Origin of the sequence: Streptomyces sp. NPDC059828 (assembly GCF_042731955.1) — a bacterium.
Lineage (GTDB): Bacteria > Actinomycetota > Actinomycetes > Streptomycetales > Streptomycetaceae > Streptomyces.
Genome location: NZ_JBHWIW010000042.1, coordinates 47459 through 67402, shown reverse-complemented (window position 1 = coordinate 67402; position 19944 = coordinate 47459). Strand labels below are relative to the sequence as shown.

Genomic DNA, 19944 nt, shown 5'->3' with positions numbered 1-19944 from the left:
GGGTTCCCCACTACCCAGGGAGTGCGGAACCCCGCTCGTTCTGCTTCCAGCGGTCGGCGGGTGAGGCCCTCGCGGATCGCCGACGACGGTCTGCGACTGGAGCCGGAGTTCTTCCCCGACGGCGATCCTTCCGTCGGTGGGGACGTGCGGACTTCTGTCTTCTCAAAGCCCACGGGATCCCTGAGGCACCACGGGGCCACCCGGGGCGCGATCTCGATCAGGTCCGGCATGAGCTGCCGCCGTGGATTTAGACCGCACACTGCTTCAGTCGGCCACCACGCGCGGCGGATGACACCCCCTGTGCGCCGAAGCGGCTCGCCCAGCTGCTTTGCCGGCGAGCCGCTTCGCCTGCGGCTGATTCGCTCGGCGACGTCGGAGGCAGAGACCCCCGAAGAGGACGGCCCGCAGTCGCCTTCCGTGACCCACGCAGGGCGCGAGGCGAAGAAGGCCGTGCAAGGGGTGCCCTGCAGGGCCCTCATGCGTGCTGATGTGCGGCAGACAGTCCAGTCCGGGGATTGAGCCGCTGACGGCTCAGAAAGACGCCGAAGCCCCCGGCGAACGCGGGGGCTTCGGCGTGGTGCGCGCTGAAACTGTCAGCCCTGCCAGCTGTGCGGGGCGCGGAAACCGGACTGGCGCTCCAGCCGGCGCCAGCCTGCGGTGCTGCGTCCGCCGCGCGCCGGGGCGTCCGGCTGCGTGGCGGCGCGGGCGAGCAGGATGGCCGTGAGCGCGGCCAGCTCCTCGGGCTCGGCGTTGCCCTTCTCGACACGGAGCAGGGAATCGACGGTCATGGTCATGTGCAGCGTTCTCCTCGTGGGCTACTGCGGGGGGTTGCCGTGCTTGCGGGACGGCAGATCGGCGTGCTTCGTGCGGAGCATGGCGAGGGAGCGGATGAGCACCTCGCGGGTCTCGGACGGGTCGATGACGTCGTCGACCAGACCGCGCTCCGCGGCGTAGTACGGGTGCATGAGCTCGGACTTGTACTCCTTGACCATGCGGGCCCGCATGGCCTCGGGGTCCTCCGCGTCCGAGATCTGGCGCCGGAAGATGACGTTGGCGGCGCCCTCGGCGCCCATCACGGCGATCTCGTTGGTGGGCCAGGCATAGGTGAGGTCGGCGCCGATGGACTGGGAGTCCATGACGATGTACGCGCCGCCGTAGGCCTTGCGCAGGATCAGGGAGATCCGGGGCACGGTGGCGTTGCAGTACGCGTACAGCAGCTTGGCGCCGTGCCGGATGATGCCGCCGTGCTCCTGGTCGACACCGGGCAGGAAGCCGGGCACGTCCAGCAGGGTCACGATCGGGATGTTGAAGGCGTCGCACATCTGGACGAAACGTGCGGACTTCTCGGAGGCCTCGATGTCCAGCACGCCCGCGAGGGTCTGGGGCTGGTTGGCGACGATCCCGACGACCTGGCCGCCGATCCGGGCCAGCGCGCAGATGATGTTGCGCGCCCACCGCTCGTGGATCTCGAGGTACTCGCCGTCGTCGACGATCTCCTCGATGACCTTGTGCATGTCGTAGGGGCGGTTGCCGTCTGCGGGGACCAGGTCGAGCAGCGCGTCGGAGCGGCGGTCGGCCGGGTCCTCGGTGCTGGCGTGCGGCGGGTTCTCGCGGTTGTTCTGCGGCAGCATCGACAGCAGGTACCGCACCTCGGCGATGCAGGTCTCCTCGTCGTCGTACGCGAAGTGCGCCACACCGCTCGTCTCGGCGTGCACGTCCGCGCCACCGAGCCCGTTCTGGGTGATCTCCTCGCCCGTGACCGCCTTGACCACGTCGGGTCCGGTGATGAACATCTGCGAGGTCTCGCGGACCATGAACACGAAGTCGGTCAGCGCGGGGCTGTAGGCGGCGCCGCCCGCGCACGGGCCGAGCATCACGGAGATCTGCGGGATGACGCCGGATGCCCTCGTGTTGCGCTGGAAGATGCCACCGTAACCGGCGAGGGCGGAGACACCCTCCTGGATACGGGCCCCCGCGCCGTCGTTCAGGGAGACCAGCGGCGCACCCGCTGCGATGGCCATGTCCATGATCTTGTGGATCTTGGTGGCGTGAGCCTCGCCCAGCGCACCACCGAAGATCCGGAAGTCGTGCGCGTAGACGAACACCGTGCGGCCCTCGACCGTGCCCCAGCCGGTGATCACACCATCGGTGTACGGCTTCTTCGCCTCAAGGCCGAAACCGGACGCCCGGTGCCGCCGCAGCTGCTCGACTTCCCGGAACGAGCCCGCGTCCAGCAGCAGCTCGATCCGCTCGCGCGCGGTCAGCTTGCCCTTGGCGTGCTGCGCCTCGGTGGCACGCTCACTCGGGCCACGCCGGGCCTCTTCGCGAAGGGCGTGCAGCTCGGCCACACGCCCACGTGCGTCTGTGGGCGCTTCGGCGGTCTCGTCCAAAACGGTCATGTACTGACCCTACGGACCCGGACAACAAAATCCTGCCGTTGACTCCGTACAGTCTCACGACCGTTCTCCTGTCACCCCCGGACAGAACCATCCGGCAGGGCAGCCCAAGTGCCAGGAGAGTGCCGTCCAGGATTGTCGGGGTTCGACAAAGACGTCACCCCCCTGTCAGCCGTTGGTCACTCCACGCCGAAAGACCCCACACCCGGCCCGGCGTCCCGCAGGTTGTCGGGGATCTCCAGACGGCCCGGATCGGCGGCGACGGTGGCGAGAGCAGCCGGGAGGCGCTGGGCGGAAGAACGCGGGCGTGGCCCGCATTCACCGGATCGGCCCCACGGCCGGGCCGGGGCCCAATCGGCAGTGGCACGAGAATCCACACTCCCGTGAATGTTGAACATTGAACGGAATGGTCTTATGGTGGTTCTTGTTGAAGCTTCAACGAGTGGCCGGCACGGTCGCTCAGCCACCGGCCATCACATCCCCCGAGGAGCACACCATGGGCCTGTTCAACCGCAAGAGCAACGACCTGGGCAACGCCACCACCGCCACCGCCGTCCGCGAGGTGGACCCGGCGCTCGCCGCACTGAGCGGCGACTACGCCATCGACCCGGCTCACAGCAGCATCGGCTTCACCGTGCGCCACGCGATGGTCACGAATGTCCGCGGCAGCTTCGGTGAGCACGAGGGCAGCCTGAAGCTGGACGGTTCCGACCCCGCGGCCTCCACCGCCACGATCGACATCAAGATCGCGAGCATCGACACCGGCATCGGGGACCGCGACAACCACCTGCGCAGCGGCGACTTCTTCGACGCCGAGCAGTTCCCGCTGATGAGCTTCCGCTCCACCCAGGCCGAGCAGCTCGGCGGCGACAGGTACCGGATCACCGGTGACCTCACCATCAAGGACGTCACCCGCCCGCTCTCCATCGACCTGGAGTTCAACGGCGCGGCGACCGACGTCTACGGCGCCGAGCGGGTCGGCTTCGAGGGCAGCGCGGAAATCCTGCGCTCCGACTGGGGTCTGACCTGGAACGCGGCTCTGGAGACCGGCGGCGTCATGGTCAGCGACAAGGTGAAGCTGAACTTCGACATCTCCGCCGTCAAGGCCGCTGCCTGACCCCTGTACCCCGTGGCCCCGGCCCCGCAGTCCACGAGCGCGCCCGCCACTCCGCCCACCTGCGGAGGGGCGGGCGCTCGGCGGTACGAAGGCCTACCGGGCCTGGGCGGGCACTCGGCGCGCCGTCAGAAGCCCCCGCCCGAGTCGAAGCCGCCGCCGCCGCCCCAGTCGCCACCGCCGCCGAATCCGCCGCCGTCAAAGCCGCCGTCGGACGAGCCGAAGTCCCCACCCGAGAAGTCGCCGCCGAAATCCTCACCGCCGTACTCGGCCGCGTAGGCCGGGGTGGACAGCGCGCTGCCGAGGAGCGTTCCCGCCAGCAGCCCCGGCAGAATGCCGCCGCCGAAGTAGCCGCCCGCCCAGGGGCCGTACGCCGGGCCGGCCTCCCAGTAGGGACGGGAGCCGGCGTCCGTCGCGACCTGCCGGGCCATCGGGTCCGCACCATCCGCCAGCCGGGCCGCGTCGGCGGCGCAGACCGGGACCTGGCGTGCGGCGCCCATGGCGGCGGGTGCCCACATCACGTCGGTCGTGGACGGGCCGTGCCGCGGGTCGAAGAAGCACGGGGCGCGGCGCTCGGGAAGCGGGCGGCTCTCGCGGCGTGCCGCGAGGACGGCGAGCGCGAAGCGGCCTTCCTCCAGAGCCTCGGTGACCGGGCGGACATCGTGCGGGCGGGTGGCCGCGGCCATGGCGGACTTGGCCTTCTCGTACGCGTCGAGGGCGCGCTCGTAGTCGGCGCGCATCGCGTCATCGGCGCCCGGCTCGGACGGGCGGAAGTCAAGCCGGTCCAGCTCCTCGCCGTACGCCGTGATGTCCTCGTCCACGACCACCCGCAGCTTCTCGAGCGCGGCCCGTTCCTCTGCTGCGCGCCTGCGGCGGCGGCTGCGGACGAAGCCATAGGTGCCGGCGGCGCCCAGGACAAGGACCGTGGCGATGGCGATGAGCGCGCCCGCTGAGCTCCTGCCCGCGCCTCCCCCGTTCCAGGAGTCCGGGGCGGACCCGCGTACGGCGGGCAGCGCCTGGTCGACGAAGTTGTTGAGCTCGGTGGCGGCGTCGACGCCGGGGGTCTTCACTCCGGCCACGATGGTCCGCACTTCGTCTCTGGGCATCACCGCGCGGTCCGCGCCCGCGTTGAAGCCGTCACCAAGACGGACTCCGTACAGCCCGGCGATCCCGGTCGCGGCTCGCAGCTCACCCAGCACGCGGTCCGCCGGGAAAGCGGAGCTCTGGGGCAGCACAGCGACGAAGACGGGCTTGTCCGCGTCCTTGATCTTCTGCTCGAGCGCCTTCTCCTCGGCCGCGGAGAGCTGGGACCTGGCCCCGGGATCGACGTAGACGGGCCCTTGCTTGAGCGCCTGGGCCGCGCCGGAGACACCCGTGGCCCCGGCGCTCGCGCTGAAAGCCGGGGCCGGGGCCAGGATCAGGGCGAGCAGCAGCACGAGTGCCAGCCCCGGGAGAGCCGACAGCGCCGACAGGAGTGTGGACGGCCTGGTCCTCATAGTCCGACGCTACCCCGGTCGGGACAATTTACGACATTTTGACCATCTCTTCTGACTCCTTCTCCCGGAGCATGGCCGCCTTCCTACTCCGCGGGCTCCACTCCCGCCTTCAGCAGCCCGTAGGTGTACGCATCCTCCAGCGCCTGCCACGACGCCGCGATCACGTTGTCGGCGACCCCCACCGTTGACCACTCGCCTCTGCCGTCACTGGTCGTGACGAGCACCCGGGTCGTGGAGTCCGTGCCATGGCGACCCTCGAGGATGCGGACCTTGTAGTCGACCAGCTCCAGCTTGGCGAGCTGGGGGTAGATGCGCTCCAGTCCCACCCGCATCGCCCGGTCCAGGGCGTTGACCGGGCCGTTCCCCTCCGCTGTCGCGACGATCCGCTCGCCCTTGGCCCAGAGCTTGACGGTGGCTTCGTTGGCGTGCGTGCCGTCGGGGCGGTCCTCGACGATCGCCCGCCATGACTCCGTGCGGAAGTAGGTGCGCGGCTTGCCCACTTCCTCACCGCGCAGCTCCTGGCGCAGCAGCAGCTCGAAGGAGGCGTCGGCCGCCTCGTAGGTGTAGCCCCGCAGTTCGCGCTCCTTGACGCGTTCCACGACCCGGCCGAGCAGCTCGCGGTCGCCGCCCAGGTCGACGCCGAGCTCCTTGCCCTTGAGCTCGATGGAGGCCCGGCCGGCCATGTCCGAGACAAGCATCCGCATGGTGTTGCCGACCCGCTCGGGGTCGATGTGCTGGTAGAGGTCCGGATCGACCTTGATGGCCGAGGCGTGCAGGCCCGCCTTGTGCGCGAAGGCGGAGACGCCCACGTACGGCTGATGCGTGGAGGGAGTCAGATTGACGACTTCGGCGATGGCGTGCGAGATCCGGGTCATCTCCTGGAGCGCGCCGTCGGGCAGCACGCGCTTGCCGTACTTCAGCTCCAGCGCGGCGACGACCGGGAAGAGGTTGGCGTTGCCGACGCGCTCGCCGTAGCCGTTGGCGGTGCACTGGACATGGGTGGCGCCCGCGTCCACGGCGGCCAGGGTGTTGGCGACCGCGCAGCCCGTGTCGTCCTGGGCGTGGATGCCGAGCCGGGCGCCTGTGTCCGCGAGCACGGTGGCGACCACGGCCTGGACCTGGGCGGGCAGCATGCCGCCGTTGGTGTCACAGAGGATCACCACATCGGCGCCCGCCTCCGCCGCGGCACGGACCACGGCCTTGGCGTACTGCGGATTGGCCTTGTAGCCGTCGAAGAAGTGCTCGCAGTCCACGAACACCCGGCGGCCCTGCTCCTTGAGATACGAGACGGTGTCGCGGACCATCGCGACGTTCTCGTCCAGAGTGGTGCGCAGGGCGAGCTCGACATGGCGGTCGTGGGACTTGGCGACCAGCGTGATGACCGGAGCGCCGGAGTCGAGGAGCCCCTTGACCTGCGGGTCCTCGGCAGCGGATCCTCCAGCGCGGCGGGTGGCGCCGAAGGCCACCAGCTGGGCGTGTCTGAACTCGATCTCTTCACGTGCCCGGGCGAAGAACTCCGTGTCCCTCGGGTTGGCGCCCGGCCATCCGCCCTCGATGAAGCCCACACCGAACTCGTCCAGGTGGCGGGCGATGGTCAGCTTGTCCGCGACCGTCAGGTTGATTCCCTCGCGCTGGGCGCCGTCCCGCAGGGTGGTGTCGAAGACATGGAAGCTGTCATCGGGCCTGGAATCGAGGCTGTTGCCTGTCGTGGTCATGGCGGTGGTGACTCCTGTCGGAAGAGTGGCTCCGGAACTTCTGGCTCCACTTGCTCCATCGTCGCGCGCTTCCCGCCTTCGGCCGGGGTGTGGCTGGAAAACGAAAAAACCTCTCGCTGGTGCGAGAGGTCTGCGCGCGGGTCTGGGGCACGGTGCCACTGCCGCGGGGGTTGCCGCCCTGGTCAGTGATCACTGCGGACCGGCGCGCTGCTGCCGATAATCATGGCGAATGCGAGCACCTTGGCAGTGTGCCACAAACAGGCGCCGCCATGGACACGGGTCTCACGATACGGGCGCCGGCGTGGCACGCGGCCACCTCTGACGGCGAAGGCCCCAGCGTGTCCACGCCGGGGCCTTTCGCCAGGCCTGTCACGGCCTGGCACGTCAGCGGTTCACACCTCAGCCGAGGGTGTGCACCCTCGTCAGCGGTTCACACCTCAGCCGAGGGTGTGCACCCAGCCGTGCGGGTCCTCCGCGGCACCGGTCTGGATGGCGAGGAGTGCCTTGCGCAGCTCCATCGTGATCTTGCCGGGCTGTCCGTCCCCGTGCGTCCACTCGCCACCGGCGGACTTGACCCGGCCGACCGGGGTGATGACCGCCGCCGTACCGCAGGCGAAGACCTCCCGGAGCGTGCCGTTCTCGCTGTCGCGCCGCCAGTCCTCGATGGAGATCCGGCCTTCCTCGGACGCATGACCGAGGTCGCGGGCGAGCTTGAGCAGGGAGTCACGGGTGATGCCCGGCAGAAGGGAGCCCGTGAGCTCCGGGGTGACGATCTTGTCCTCGTACACGAAGTACAGGTTCATACCGCCCAGTTCCTCGACCCAGCGGTGTTCGACGGCGTCGAGGTAGGCGACCTGGGGGCAGCCGTGCTCGGCCGCTTCGGCCTGGGCGAGCAGGGACGCGGCGTAGTTGCCGCCGGTCTTGGCGTCGCCGATGCCGCCCGGGACGGCGCGGACCCGATCCTCGGAGACCCAGATCGAGACGGGCTTGACCCCACCGGGGAAGTACGCGCCGGCCGGCGAGGCGATGACGATGAAGAGGTACTCGTTGGCGGGGCGCACACCCAGGCCGACCTCGTTCGCGATCATGAACGGGCGCAGATAGAGCGAGTCCTCGCCGCCGTGCGCCGGGACCCAGTCGATGTCCTGCTGGACGAGGGCGTCACAGGCGTCGATAAAGGTCTCGACAGGCAGCTCGGGCATGGCCATCCGGGAGGCCGAGCTCTGGAAGCGCCGGGCGTTGGCGTCGGGGCGGAAGAGGGCGACCGAGCCATCGGGCTTGCGGTAGGCCTTCAGCCCCTCGAAGATCTCCTGAGCGTAGTGCAGGGTCATGTTCGCCGGGTCGATCGAGAGCGGGGCGTACGGCGTGAGCTGGGCGTCGTGCCAGCCACGGCCCTCCGTCCACTTGATCGTCACCATGTGGTCGGTGAAGTGGCGGCCGAATCCGGGGTTGGCCAGGATCGCCTCGCGCTCCGCGGCCGACAGGGGACTCGATGAGGGCTTGAGCTCGATCGGGATGGTCGTCATGTCTGCGTGTCCTTCACCTTTTGTGTGTGACGGACCGCCTGCACGTCTGCCCGGAACATCCGCTGTTCCGGTACTGCCCGTTACTGCTGGTACCGGTACTCGGACGTCCGAGCATCCCCGCACCGTGCGGCCCCACGCCCGATTATCGCAGGGCGCGTGAGCGCGGGACGGAGCGGTGTGCGTGCGGCCCATGGGTTGATGGTGGCACCCGGAGGCCGCACAGGAGAAGCCGCCGGGTCGCGTGACCCGGCGGCTTCGGAATATCGGAAGTCGACGGGTCAGTCCGCTACTCGTACGGCGAGCGCGTCGCCGATCTCGTCGGTGGTGCGTGCGGTTCCGTCCCGTTCCGCCAGGTCGGCGGCGACGGCTTCCTCGATGCGGACGGCCTCGTTCTCGTAGCCGAGGTGGCGCAGGAGGAGGGCGACGGACAGGACCGTGGCCGTCGGGTCGGCCTTGCCCTGGCCCGCGATGTCCGGCGCGGAGCCGTGCACGGGCTCGAACATGGACGGGAAAGCGCCGGTCGGGTTGATGTTGCCGGACGCGGCCAGGCCGATACCACCGGTCACGGCGGCGGCGAGGTCGGTGAGGATGTCACCGAAGAGGTTGTCGGTCACGATCACGTCGAAGCGCTGCGGCTGGGTGACGAGGAAGATCGTCGCGGCGTCGACGTGCAGATAGTCGGTGGTGACCTCGGGGTACTCCTGGGCGACCCGGTTGAAGATCTTCGTCCACATGTGGCCGGCGTGGACCAGGACGTTGTTCTTGTGCACCAGCGTCAGCTTCTTGCGGGGGCGCGCCCCCGCACGCTCGAACGCGTCACGGACCACCCGTTCGACGCCGTACGCGGTGTTGACGCTGACCTCGGTGGCGACCTCGGCGGGCGTACCGGTGCGCAGGGAGCCGCCGTTGCCGGTGTACGGGCCCTCGGTACCCTCGCGGACCACCACGAAGTCGATGTCGGGGGAACCGGCGAGCGGGGTCGCCGTGTTCGGGAAGAGCTTCGACGGACGCAAGTTGACGAAGTGGTCGAAGGCGAAACGGAGCTTGAGCAGCAGCCCGCGCTCCAGCACCCCGGACGGCACCGACGGGTCGCCGACCGCGCCGAGCAGGATCGCGTCGTGCTGCTTCAGCGCTTCGAGCTCCGCGTCGGGGAGGGTGTCCCCGGTGCGGTGCCAGCGCTGGGCTCCGAGGTCGTACTCCCTGGTCTCCAGCTTCACGTCCTCAGGGAGCACGGCCGCGAGGACCTTGAGGCCCTGGGAAACGACCTCCTGGCCGATGCCGTCACCGGGAATCACTGCGAGATTGAGGCTGCGAGACATAACGGCACCGTACTCCCCGTCCCAGCTCATGACACGCCTTGTCCATCATGCGGACGCAGAATTTGCGGAGGGCATCGCTCCGGCCTGCATCCGGACGTCTCCTGACGTGGTCTCAGTAGGCGTCTCAGTGGCCGGTGGAGCCGCCGTTGTCCCGGCGGTCCAGGGCGCGCTGGAGGGCGGCGGCGGCGTTCTTGCGGTCGGCGTCGCTCACACGCGGGGTGTGGCGGACACGGCGGCGGATGTTCGTCTCGGACATGGTGATCGACTCCTTGAGATCAAGAGCCATACGGAACCGCATGGCGTGTCTACGAGGGGCCGGAAGGGGCGGGGAGCGGGCCGCAGGGGTTGCCTGCATCGGGGCACCGGCTCGCGACCGCCATTCGCTGGATCTAGCGAGACGTTCGGCTCCTACAAAAGTAAGGGAGCGGGGGCGCCGTGTCTCTACAACTAGTCGGACTTCCTACTATCTGAGACGCCCTTTCGGAGCGGAGCCCTTCGGGACCGCTTCACCGGAAGCATCACCGCAGGTCACCGCAGCCCCCCAGAGGCCCACGCCGACAGACTGACGCCGCGCAGGTATCCGGGAGCCCGCCGGACTCCATCGCGGCGCCCGGTCCCGCGATCCAGCCGGACACCGGGAACCACGGAAGCACCGAGGGCTTCGGCCACCTCTTCTCCCGGATACCCGAACAGGTCCACACCGTCCAGCACGACCGGGACCCCGGACGGTCTCTCCGGGCGTACGCCGAGCCGTTCGAACAGGATGGATTCCGCGCGGCCACGCAGCGGCCCCTCGATCGCTCCGCACACCAGAAGGCCGATGTCATGCAGGACCGCACCGAACGCCCAGCGGGCCCCGCAGACCCAGGTCTCGCGCACATCGCAGAGGGCGGCGACCACCCACTGGGCCTCCCGCTCGGACATGCCGAAGCGCAGAACGCCCGCATCGCGCGGCATGACGACCCCCTCCCCGGGCAGCAGTTCGAACTGCTCGTGCACGCCTGGCACCCCCAGTGACGCTCTAACCTTCTAAATTCGATTGACAGGTTAGACGGAGCCTTGGTCTCCTCTATCCGTAACCAGTCCACATCATGTGAGGGGTTAGCCATGGCCGCCCACCGGATTCATTACCGCACGACCACCGTCCAGGGTCACGCGATCTTCTACCGGGAGGCCGGCCCTGCGGACGCCCCCGTGCTGCTCCTGCTGCACGGGTTCCCCACCAGCTCCCACATGTTCCGCGAGCTGATCCCGCTGCTCGCCGACCGCTATCGGGTCATCGCCCCCGACCACCTCGGCTTCGGCCGCTCGGCCACTCCCCCGGCCGACGCCTTCGGCTACACCTTCGAGCGGCTCGCGTCCCTCACGGACGAGTTCACCGAACAGCTGGGACTCACCCGGTTCGCGCTCTACATCCAGGACTACGGCGCCCCGATCGGGCTGCGGCTCGCCCTGCGCCACCCCGAGCGCGTCACCGCGATCATCACCCAGAACGGAAACGCCTACGAGGAGGGGCTCGGCGCCGAAGCCTGGGCGCCGGTGCTGGCCATGATCGCCAACCGGACCGCCGAGACCGAGGAGGCGGTCCGCGCGATCCGCTCACTCGACGGCATCACCTGGCAGTACCTCCACGGCGTCCCCGCCGAGCTGCTGTCCCTGGTCAGCCCGGACTCCTACCACCATGACGCCGCGCTCATGGCCCGCGAAGGCCAGGACGCCATCCAGCTCGACCTGATGGGAGACTACGGCTCCAACATCGCCCTCTACCCCGACCTCCACGCGTACTTCCGCGAAAGCCAGGTGCCGCTGCTCGCGGTCTGGGGCGCGAACGACGCCGTGTTCGTACCGGCCGGGGCCGAGGCGTACCGCCGGGACCTCCCGGACGCCGAGGTGCACCTTCTGCCGACCGGGCACTTCGCCCTCGAGACGCACACGCCCGAGATCGCGGCGCTGATCGACGACTTCCTGAAGCGGGTGCTCGGCCATGACCGGGCAGCGGTGACCCCATTGCCCTGACCGCGTGTGGTGACCGGGTTGCGGCGCCCAGGTTGCGCTGCCTAGGTCGAGGTGACCTTCTCCAGATACGCGGCCATCCGCCCCACCCAGCCGGTGAACTCGTCGCGGCTCTGTGCCTGCGCACCGCACAGCGCAGCGACCTGCGGATCCGTGAGCCGGTGCGGCCCGGCCTCGTCCAGCAGCCGGTGCAGGTCCCTCATGACGGACGCGAGCCGCCGGGCATCGGCGTGGTCGATCGCGTCGACCCCGTGGCCGGGGCCGAGAGTCGTCGAACCGGGCATGGTGAGCCTCCTCGGCGTCGCCCCCCTGCCTTCCCCAGCAGCCTAAGCCCGGTGAACGTGAGCCGCCCCCGGCCGGTACGGGGGGAGACCGGCCGAGGGCGGGGTTCATGGGCGGCCCCGCAGGGCCACACGTGGGCGTCAGCCCATGTGCGGGTAGGTGTAGTCCGTCGGTGCGACCAGCGTCTCCTTGATCGCGCGGGTCAGCGTCCAGCGCATCAGGTTCTGCGGGGCACCGGCCTTGTCGTTCGTACCGGAGGCACGGCCGCCGCCGAAGGGCTGCTGGCCGACGACGGCACCGGTCGACTTGTCGTTGATGTAGAAGTTGCCCGCGGCGTAGCGGAGCTTCTCCATCGCCTCGGCCGCGGCGGCACGGTCACCGGCGATGATCGAGCCCGTCAGCGCGTACGCCGACACCGACTCCATCTGCGCCAGCATCTCGTCGTACTTCTCGTCCTCGTAGACGTGCACGGCGAGGATCGGGCCGAAGTACTCGGTCGTGAAGACCTCGTTCTCGGCGTCGGTGCACTCGATGACGGTCGGGCGGACGAAGTAGCCGACCGAGTCGTCGTAGGTACCGCCCGCGACGATCGTGCAGCTCGGATCAGCCTTGGCACGGTCGATCGCGGCCTTGTTCTTGGCGAAGGCGCGCTCGTCGATGACGGCGCCGATGAAGTTGGTCAGGTCGGTGACATCACCCATCTTGATGGCGTCGACCTCGGCGGCGAACTCCTCCTTGAAGCCCGAGTTCCAGACGGAGGCCGGGATGTACGCACGCGAGGACGCGGAGCACTTCTGGCCCTGGAACTCGAAGGAACCGCGGGTCAGCGCGGTCTTCAGGACGGCACGGTCGGCGCTCGGGTGGGCGACGACGAAGTCCTTGCCGCCCGTCTCACCGACGATGCGCGGGTAGGAGCGGTACTTCTCGATGTTGTTGCCGACCGTCTTCCACAGGTGCTGGAAGGTCCTGGTCGAGCCGGTGAAGTGGATACCGGCGAGGTCCGGGTGGTTGAGGGCCACCTCGGACACGGCGACGCCGTCGCCCGTCACCAGGTTGATCACGCCCTTGGGCAGACCGGCCTCCTCCAGCAGCCGCATCAGCAGCACGGCGGCGTGGGTCTGCGTCGGGGACGGCTTCCAGACCACCACGTTGCCCATCAGGGCGGGGGCGGTGGGCAGGTTGCCCGCGATCGCCGTGAAGTTGAAGGGGGTGATCGCGTAGACGAAACCCTCCAGCGGGCGGTGGTCCAGACGGTTCCACACACCCGGGGAGTTGGCCGGGGGCTGCTCGGCCAGGATCTGGCGGGCATAGGCGACGTTGAACCGCCAGAAGTCGACCAGCTCGCAGGGGGTGTCGATCTCGGCCTGCTGGGCGGTCTTCGACTGGCCGAGCATGGTCGAGGCGGCCATCGTCTCGCGCCAGGGGCCCGCCAGCAGCTCGGCGGCACGCAGGATGATCGCTGCGCGGTCGTCGAAGGACAGCGCGCGCCACGCCGGGGCGGCGGCGAGGGCGGCGTCGATCGCGTCCTGCGCGTCCTGCTGGGTGGCACCGTGGAAGGTGCCGATGACGGCCTGGTGGTTGTGCGGCTGGACGACCTTGAACTCCTCGCCGCCACCCATCCGCTGCACGCCGTTGATGGTCATCGGGAGGTCGATCGGGTTCTCGGCCAGCTCCTTGAGCTTGGTCTCGAGGCGGGCGCGCTCGGGCGAACCGGGGGCGTAGCCCTGGATCGGCTCGTTGACCGGGGCGGGGACCTGGGTCACAGCGTCCATGAGTTCCGTTGCTCCTTTTGAGAGGGGTGGGAGGGCTCGGTCCTGGGGCCCTGGAGTCGGTTCTGGGTTCTCGGTCAGTTCTTGGTGATCATCGAACGCACGAAGAACAGCAGGTTGGCCGGCTTCTCGGCCAGACGGCGCATGAAATAGCCGTACCAGTCGGTGCCGTACGCCGTGTAGACGCGCATCCGGTGGCCCTCGGCCGCCAGGCGGAGGTGCTCGTCGCTGCGGATGCCGTACAGCATCTGGAACTCGTACTCGTCCATCTTGCGCCCGGCGCGCCGCGCGAGCTCCTGTGCGATGGAGATCAGCCGGGGGTCGTGGGACCCGATCATCGGATACCCCTGTCCCTCCATCAGAATCTTCAGGATGCGGACATAGGCCTTGTCGATCTCGCCCTTGTCCAGGTACGCGACCGACGCGGGCTCCTTGTAGGCGCCCTTCACGATCCGCACCCGGCTCCCGCTGGCGGCGAGCCGGCGGGCGTCGGCCTCGGTGCGGAACAGATAGGCCTGGATGACGCAGCCGGTCTGCGGGAAGTCCTTCCGCAGTTCCTCGTGAATCGCGAACATCGAGTCGAGGGTGGTGTGGTCCTCGGCGTCGAGCGTGACCGTGGTGCCGATCGCCGCGGCGGCCTCGACGACCGGGCGCACATTGGCCAGCGCCAGTTCATGGCCGCCCTCGAGGGACTGGCCGAACATCGACAGCTTCACGGACATCTCGGCCCTGGCGCCGAGCTCCAGTGCCTCCAGGCGCCCGATCAGCTCCAGATAGGCGTCGCGGGCGGCGGCGGCCTGCTCGCGGTTGGTGATGTCCTCACCGACCACGTCCAGGGTGACCTCGAGTCCGCGGCTCGTCAGGTCCGCGACGATCGGGATGACCTCGTCGACCGTCTCTCCGGGGATGAACCGGTTGACCACGGGCTTGGTCACCGGGGCCGCGGACACCAGACGGCGCATCTTGTCGCTGCGTGACGCGGCGAGGATCACGGGACCCAGCACGGGCACCTCCACGGAACGGGGGTCGAAGACGGCCGGAACCGGACGGTCCGGAACGGCACGGGGAACCACCGTGAAACCTAAATATCGCTCCGACAGCGGGCCATCGACAGCTGTCACGCATCCGTGTCCCGTACTTCAGACATTTGTCTGAAGCGTGCGTCGTGCGGTGCGAGAATGTCCGGGTGAAGGGCGATTACCAAGAGCTGGTGGACGAGATCTCGGCCCTGCTGGGCGTCCCCGCCACCCTGGAGAACCGCGACTTCGGACTGATCGCCTTCGGCGCGCACGACAGCGAGGACGACAGCGCGATGGACCCGGTCCGTACGCGCTCGATCCTGACCAGGAAGTCCACCCCGGCCGTCCGCTCATGGTTCGAGGGATTCGGCATCGCCCGGGCGACGGGGCCGGTGCGGATTCCGGCTGCCCCTGAGGCGGGGGTGTTCCGCGACCGGCTCTGTCTGCCCGTCCGCCATCGCGGGGTGGTACTCGGGTATGTCTGGCTGCTGGACGCGGAGCCGGGGCCCGCGCAGGACCGGCTGGCCGCTGCCATGGAGGTGACGGAGCGGATCGGGGTGCTGCTCGCGGACGAGGAGCGGGCCGGTTCGGACCTGTCGCGGGAGCTGCGCGCGGCACTGACGGCGGACCGCGACTGGCAGTACGACCTGGCCCTCGCCACCCTCCGCACCGCCCTCGGCCCGGACGCGGAGGGCCTGCACACGGTGGTGTGCGTGGCGCCGTGGACCACACCGGATGCCCCCTCCGTACGTACCATCCCCGGCGCCTCCGCACTGTGCCTGATGCCCTGGCCCTGGACGAGCCCGCGCGGCGGCGGTCAGCCGGACGACTCACCCGCCGGCCAGGTCCGCACGCCCCAGGCACTCGCCGCGCTGCTGCGGCTGCGCTCACCGGACGCCCCCGGCCCGGCCCACTCGGCGGCCGGCCGGCTCGGCGGCAGCGCGGGGGTCGCACTCCCCCGCCGCGGCCTCGGCGAGCTCCGCCTCTCCTGGCGCGAGGCCTGCTCCGCGGCACGCGCCGCTCACGCCCAGCCCCGGCTCGGCCCGGTCGCCGACTGGTCCGCCATCGGTCCCTACCGCCTGCTCACCGCCCTGCCACGGACCGATGCCCCCGACCCGGCGGCGAGCCCCCTGCTCATGCCCGCACACGCGGAACTGGTGCGTACGGCCGAGGTGTTCCTGGACTGCGCGGGGCAGGCGGGGCGCGCGGCCTCGGAGCTCGGTATCCACCGTCAGACGCTCTACTACCGGCTCTCCCGGGTCGAGCAGTTGACCGGGCTCGATCTGGACGAGGGCGAGGACCGGCTGCTGCTGCACATGGCACTCAAGTCGGCCAGGCTCCAGCGCTGACGTGCCGCACTGGTGAGCCGGCATTCGTGATGCGTCCAAAGGCATTAGGGTTTCCGGTCATCGTGTCATGACCACCGCAAAACAGGGGGATCTCCGTGGCAACCCCGCCACCACCGCAGAACGCCGACGCGCACTCCCACGCGCACGGCTGGCAGCCTCAGCAGCCCGCCAACCCGTACACGGCCGGACAGCCAGGAGCGTACGGGCCCCAGCCCGGCAACCCGTACCACACGTCGCCGCACCAACCGGGGCCCTACGCGCCGCCGCCGGGCGCCACGTATGGCGGCGCACCCCACCCACCGGCACCCTACGTCGGGCCGCAGCCCGGCCCGCATCCCGCCGGGACGGGCTGCCGGGTCTGCGGGGGGATGCCCGCCGTTCGCGCCACCGTGCGGGGGCACCAGGGCTTCCTCGTCATCATGCGGTTCCTGAGCCTCAACGGACCGTTCTGCCGCGACTGCGGGCTCTCCGCGGTCCGCGAGATGTCGGCGAACACGCTGTGGCAGGGCTGGTGGGGACCGCTGTCCGCGGTGATCACTCCCTTCACCCTGCTGACGAACCTGGCGCCGTGGTCGAGCCTGCGCAAGCTCCCCGCCCCGTCCGGCGGCTTCCGCCCGCCGCTCGACCCGGGTAAGTCACTGCCGCGCCGCCCGGTAGCGCTGGTGTTCCTGGTGCTGATGGCACTCATACCGGCCGCGATCACCGCGCTGGTGACGCTGTCCCTGGTGATCGGTGGCGAAAGGCCGACGCAGCTGTCGGTCGGCGACTGTGTGCGCAACGCGGCCGAGTGGCCCGAACTGAGCCTGCGCACCGCCGACTGCGGCACCTCGGAAGCGGAGTACAAGGTGTCCCGGGTGCTGGACCGGCCCGGCGACGGATGCCCCGCGGGCCACTACCTGACCTACGACTCCCAGTACGGCTCCGCCTGCCTGGAGCGGATCCCCTGACCCGTCGCGAACGCAGCGCACCCGCCGCGGGAATGGCGGCGGGTGCGCGCAGTGCGGTTGCCCTGTCAGTCGACCAGATTGACCGAGCGGGCCGAGGTGGCGCCGATCTCCTCGGCGATCTCGGTCAGCACATGCGGCGGGACGGTGTCGTCGACGGTGAGGACGACCAGCGCCTCGCCACCCTCCGACTGCCGCGCGACCTGCATGCCCGCGATGTTGAGCCCCGCCTCGCCGAGGATCCGTCCGACGGTGCCGACGACGCCCGGACGGTCCTCGTAGCGCGCCACGACCATGTGGTCGGCCAGGGCCAGATCGATGTCGTACTCACCGACGGCCACGATCTTCTGGAGGTGCTTGGGACCGGCCAGGGTGCCGGAGACCGCGATCTCCTCGCCGTCGGCAAGCGTGCCGCGCACGGTGACCACATTGCGGTGGTCCGGGGACTCGGAGCTCGTGGTGAGACGGACTTCGACCCCGCGCTCCTGGGCGAACAACGGTGCGTTCACATACGAGACGGTCTCGTCCACCACGTCCTCGAACACGCCCTTGAGCGCCGACAGTTCGAGCACCTTCACATCGTGCTGGGTGATCTCGCCGTACACCTCGACGTCCAGCCTGACCGCCACCTCGCCCGCCAGCGCGGTGAAGATCCGGCCGAGCTTCTCGGCGAGCGGGAGTCCCGGGCGCACGTCCTCGGCGATCACACCACCCTGGACGTTGACCGCGTCCGGCACCAGCTCACCGGCGAGGGCGAGCCGCACCGACTTGGCGACGGAGATCCCGGCCTTCTCCTGGGCCTCGTCCGTGGACGCGCCGAGGTGCGGGGTGCAGACGACCTGGTCGAACTGGAACAGCGGGGAGTCCGTGCAGGGCTCCTTCGCGTACACATCGAGGCCCGCGCCCGCGACCCGGCCCTCCTTGAGGGCGCTGGCCAGCGCCTCCTCGTCGACGATCCCGCCGCGTGCGGCGTTGACGATGCGGACGGTCGGCTTGACCTTGTGCAGCGCCTCGTCGCCGATCAGCCCGAGCGTCTCCGGGGTCTTCGGGAGGTGGACGGTGATGAAGTCCGACGCCTCGAGCAACTCGTCGAGCGTCAGCAGCTTGACACCCATCTGGGCGGCGCGCGCCGGCTGGACGTAGGGGTCGAAGGCGACGACCTTCATACCGAAGGCGGCCATCCGCTGGGCCACGAGCACACCGATCCGGCCGAGACCGACGACACCGAGCGTCTTCTCGCTGAGCTCGACGCCGGTGTACTTCGAGCGCTTCCACTCACCGTTCTTCAGCGCGGTGTTGGCCTGCGGGATGTGGCGCGCGGTGGCGACGATCAGACCGCAGGCGAGCTCGGCGGCGGTGATGATGTTGGAGGTCGGAGCGTTGACCACCATCACACCGGCCTTGGTGGCGGCGGAGACGTCCACGTTGTCCAGTCCGACACCGGCACGGGCGATGACCCTCAGCTTGCGTGCGGCGGCGATGGCCTCGGCGTCGACCTTGGTGGCGGAGCGGACGAGGATCGCGTCGACGTCGGCGATGGCGGGCAGCAGCTCGGCGCGGTCCGCGCCGTTGCAGTGCCGGATCTCGAAATCCGGGCCGAGGGCGTCCACTGTCGCGGGCGACAGCTCTTCGGCGATGAGTACGACGGGTTTACGAGGCGCAGTGCTCACGTGTGTCCTCACTGGTCCTGGTGGCACCCCGTGCTGGGGAGAACCACGGGAGAAGACGGCCGTCCCGACGGCCGCCTGGCGGTGGAGGGGCTAGCCGCGTGGAAGACGCACGACGCTGTGGGCCTGACCTGACGCGTATGTGTTGACCACTCTAGTGGTGGTGGGGTGATGGTTTCCCGCCTTGACGGAAGGATCACCCCTCCGTGTTGGACCTGAGTGAGGGGTCCCACGGTCATGCGGCGGGCCCTTCCGGACCCGCCGCACAGGTGGCTCACGCCTCCTCGTTGTCCACCCAGCTCATGAGCTTGCGCAGCTCCTTGCCGGTGGTCTCCAGGAGGTGGTTCTCGTCCTGGGTCTTGTACTCGTTGTACTTCTTCAGACCGCCGTGGTACTCGTCCATCCAGTTCTTGGCGAAGGTGCCGTCCTGGATCTCGGTGAGGACCTTCTTCATCTCGGCCTTGGTCTGGTCCGTGATGATGCGCGGGCCGGTGACGTAGTCGCCCCACTCGGCGGTCTCGGAGACCGACCAGCGCATCTTCTCCAGGCCGCCCTCGTACATCAGGTCCACGATCAGCTTCAGCTCGTGGAGGCACTCGAAGTACGCGATCTCCGGCTGGTAGCCGGCCTCGACCAGGGTCTCGAAGCCCGCCTTGACCAGGGCGGCGGTACCGCCGCAGAGCACGGCCTGCTCGCCGAACAGGTCGGTCTCGGTCTCCTCGGTGAAGGTGGTCTTGATGACGCCGGCGCGGGTGCCGCCGATGCCCTTGGCGTAGGAGAGCGCCAGGGCGAAGGCGTCGCCGGAGGCGTCCTGCTCGACAGCGGCGATGCAGGGGACGCCGCGACCCTCCTCGTACTGCCGGCGCACCAGGTGGCCCGGGCCCTTCGGCGCGACCATGGCGACGTCCACCCCGGCCGGGGGCTTGATGAAGCCGAAGCGGATGTTCAGACCGTGGCCGAAGAACAGGGCGTCGCCGTCCTTCAGGTTCGGTGCGATGGACTCCTCGTACACCTGGGCCTGAATCGGGTCCGGGACAAGGATCATGATGACGTCGGCCTCGGCGGCGGCCTCCGACGGCGTCACCACGCGCAGGCCCTGCTCCTCGGCCTTGGCCTTGGACTTGGACCCCTCGTGCAGACCGACGCGGACGTCCACACCAGAGTCACGGAGCGACAGCGCGTGGGCGTGGCCCTGGCTGCCGTAGCCGATGACCGCGACCTTGCGGCCCTGGATGATGGACAGGTCGGCGTCGTCGTCGTAGAACAGCTCGGCCACTGGGTTTCTCCTTGGGTGTTCTGGTGTTGCGTCCACCGTACGGCGGCGAGGCGCAGGAT

17 protein-coding genes are annotated in these 19944 nt (G+C 69.6%); 4 read left to right on the top strand and 13 right to left on the bottom strand.

All coding sequences use genetic code 11. The annotated features are described in order from the left end of the window. Positions 1-593 precede the first annotated feature (593 nt). Together ACFV6V_RS23550 and ACFV6V_RS23545 are read right to left on the bottom strand one after the other, a co-directional pair. Positions 594-794, bottom strand: a complete 201-nt coding sequence (locus ACFV6V_RS23550) for an acyl-CoA carboxylase epsilon subunit (RefSeq protein ID WP_385568262.1) — start codon at positions 792-794, stop codon at positions 594-596. Between the two features lie 21 nt (positions 795-815). Beyond that, positions 816-2399 carry an acyl-CoA carboxylase subunit beta gene (locus tag ACFV6V_RS23545; RefSeq protein ID WP_385568259.1) on the bottom strand — a complete coding sequence of 528 codons (1584 nt, stop codon included), beginning with the start codon at positions 2397-2399 and terminating at the stop codon, positions 816-818. Positions 2400-2892: 493 nt separating this feature from the next. Here ACFV6V_RS23545 and ACFV6V_RS23540 point away from each other — a divergent pair, with 493 nt between their 5' ends. Continuing rightward, the gene (locus tag ACFV6V_RS23540; RefSeq protein WP_385568265.1) at positions 2893-3513 is read left to right on the top strand and encodes a YceI family protein; all 621 of its coding nucleotides are present in this window, start codon (positions 2893-2895) and stop codon (positions 3511-3513) included. A gap of 125 nt (positions 3514-3638) precedes the next feature. Here the strand turns inward: ACFV6V_RS23540 and ACFV6V_RS23535 are convergent, their stop codons facing one another. The 6 genes from ACFV6V_RS23535 to ACFV6V_RS23510 all read right to left on the bottom strand — a co-directional run bounded on the left by ACFV6V_RS23535 (position 3639) and on the right by ACFV6V_RS23510 (position 10565). Then, on the bottom strand, positions 3639-5006 hold the full coding sequence (locus ACFV6V_RS23535) for a hypothetical protein (RefSeq protein WP_385568257.1): 1368 nt from the start codon (positions 5004-5006) through the stop codon (positions 3639-3641). Between the two features lie 83 nt (positions 5007-5089). Further along, positions 5090-6721: a citramalate synthase gene (gene cimA / locus ACFV6V_RS23530; protein WP_385568254.1), complete on the bottom strand. Its 1632-nt coding sequence runs from the start codon at positions 6719-6721 to the stop codon at positions 5090-5092. 437 nt (positions 6722-7158) lie between these two features. Further along, entirely contained in the window at positions 7159-8247 is a 1089-nt protein-coding gene (locus tag ACFV6V_RS23525) for a branched-chain amino acid aminotransferase (RefSeq protein WP_385568251.1), read from the bottom strand. Positions 8248-8525: 278 nt separating this feature from the next. After that, positions 8526-9566, bottom strand: coding sequence for a 3-isopropylmalate dehydrogenase (locus tag ACFV6V_RS23520; protein WP_385568249.1), 1041 nt, complete (start codon positions 9564-9566; stop codon positions 8526-8528). A gap of 124 nt (positions 9567-9690) precedes the next feature. Beyond that, positions 9691-9822: a hypothetical protein gene (locus tag ACFV6V_RS23515; RefSeq protein ID WP_385568246.1), complete on the bottom strand. Its 132-nt coding sequence runs from the start codon at positions 9820-9822 to the stop codon at positions 9691-9693. Between the two features lie 272 nt (positions 9823-10094). Further along, complete coding sequence (locus ACFV6V_RS23510) at positions 10095-10565, bottom strand: hypothetical protein (RefSeq protein WP_385568243.1); 471 nt, start codon at positions 10563-10565, stop codon at positions 10095-10097. 108 nt (positions 10566-10673) lie between these two features. Here ACFV6V_RS23510 and ACFV6V_RS23505 point away from each other — a divergent pair, with 108 nt between their 5' ends. Continuing rightward, a complete protein-coding gene (locus ACFV6V_RS23505; RefSeq protein ID WP_385568241.1) occupies positions 10674-11582 on the top strand; it encodes an alpha/beta fold hydrolase in 909 nt (302 codons plus the stop codon). Between the two features lie 41 nt (positions 11583-11623). On the opposite strand, the gene ACFV6V_RS23500 is transcribed toward ACFV6V_RS23505, so the two are convergent. The 3 genes from ACFV6V_RS23500 to ACFV6V_RS23490 form a co-directional block, all read right to left on the bottom strand. After that, the gene (locus ACFV6V_RS23500; protein WP_385568238.1) at positions 11624-11863 is read right to left on the bottom strand and encodes a hypothetical protein; all 240 of its coding nucleotides are present in this window, start codon (positions 11861-11863) and stop codon (positions 11624-11626) included. A gap of 138 nt (positions 11864-12001) precedes the next feature. Continuing rightward, the gene (gene pruA, locus ACFV6V_RS23495; protein WP_385568236.1) at positions 12002-13633 is read right to left on the bottom strand and encodes an L-glutamate gamma-semialdehyde dehydrogenase; all 1632 of its coding nucleotides are present in this window, start codon (positions 13631-13633) and stop codon (positions 12002-12004) included. 74 nt (positions 13634-13707) lie between these two features. Next, positions 13708-14634, bottom strand: coding sequence for a proline dehydrogenase family protein (locus tag ACFV6V_RS23490; RefSeq protein WP_385568264.1), 927 nt, complete (start codon positions 14632-14634; stop codon positions 13708-13710). A gap of 182 nt (positions 14635-14816) precedes the next feature. On the opposite strand from ACFV6V_RS23490, the gene ACFV6V_RS23485 reads away from it, so the two are divergent. Both ACFV6V_RS23485 and ACFV6V_RS23480 read left to right on the top strand, forming a co-directional pair. Continuing rightward, the gene (locus ACFV6V_RS23485) at positions 14817-15998 is read left to right on the top strand and encodes a PucR family transcriptional regulator (protein ID WP_385568235.1); all 1182 of its coding nucleotides are present in this window, start codon (positions 14817-14819) and stop codon (positions 15996-15998) included. Between the two features lie 95 nt (positions 15999-16093). Next, on the top strand, positions 16094-16945 hold the full coding sequence (locus ACFV6V_RS23480; RefSeq protein WP_385568233.1) for a hypothetical protein: 852 nt from the start codon (positions 16094-16096) through the stop codon (positions 16943-16945). 65 nt (positions 16946-17010) lie between these two features. On the opposite strand, the gene serA is transcribed toward ACFV6V_RS23480, so the two are convergent. After that, positions 17011-18612, bottom strand: coding sequence for a phosphoglycerate dehydrogenase (serA, locus tag ACFV6V_RS23475; protein ID WP_385568230.1), 1602 nt, complete (start codon positions 18610-18612; stop codon positions 17011-17013). 271 nt (positions 18613-18883) lie between these two features. After that, positions 18884-19885, bottom strand: coding sequence for a ketol-acid reductoisomerase (gene ilvC / locus ACFV6V_RS23470; protein WP_361289156.1), 1002 nt, complete (start codon positions 19883-19885; stop codon positions 18884-18886). Between the last annotated feature and the right edge of the window lie 59 nt (positions 19886-19944).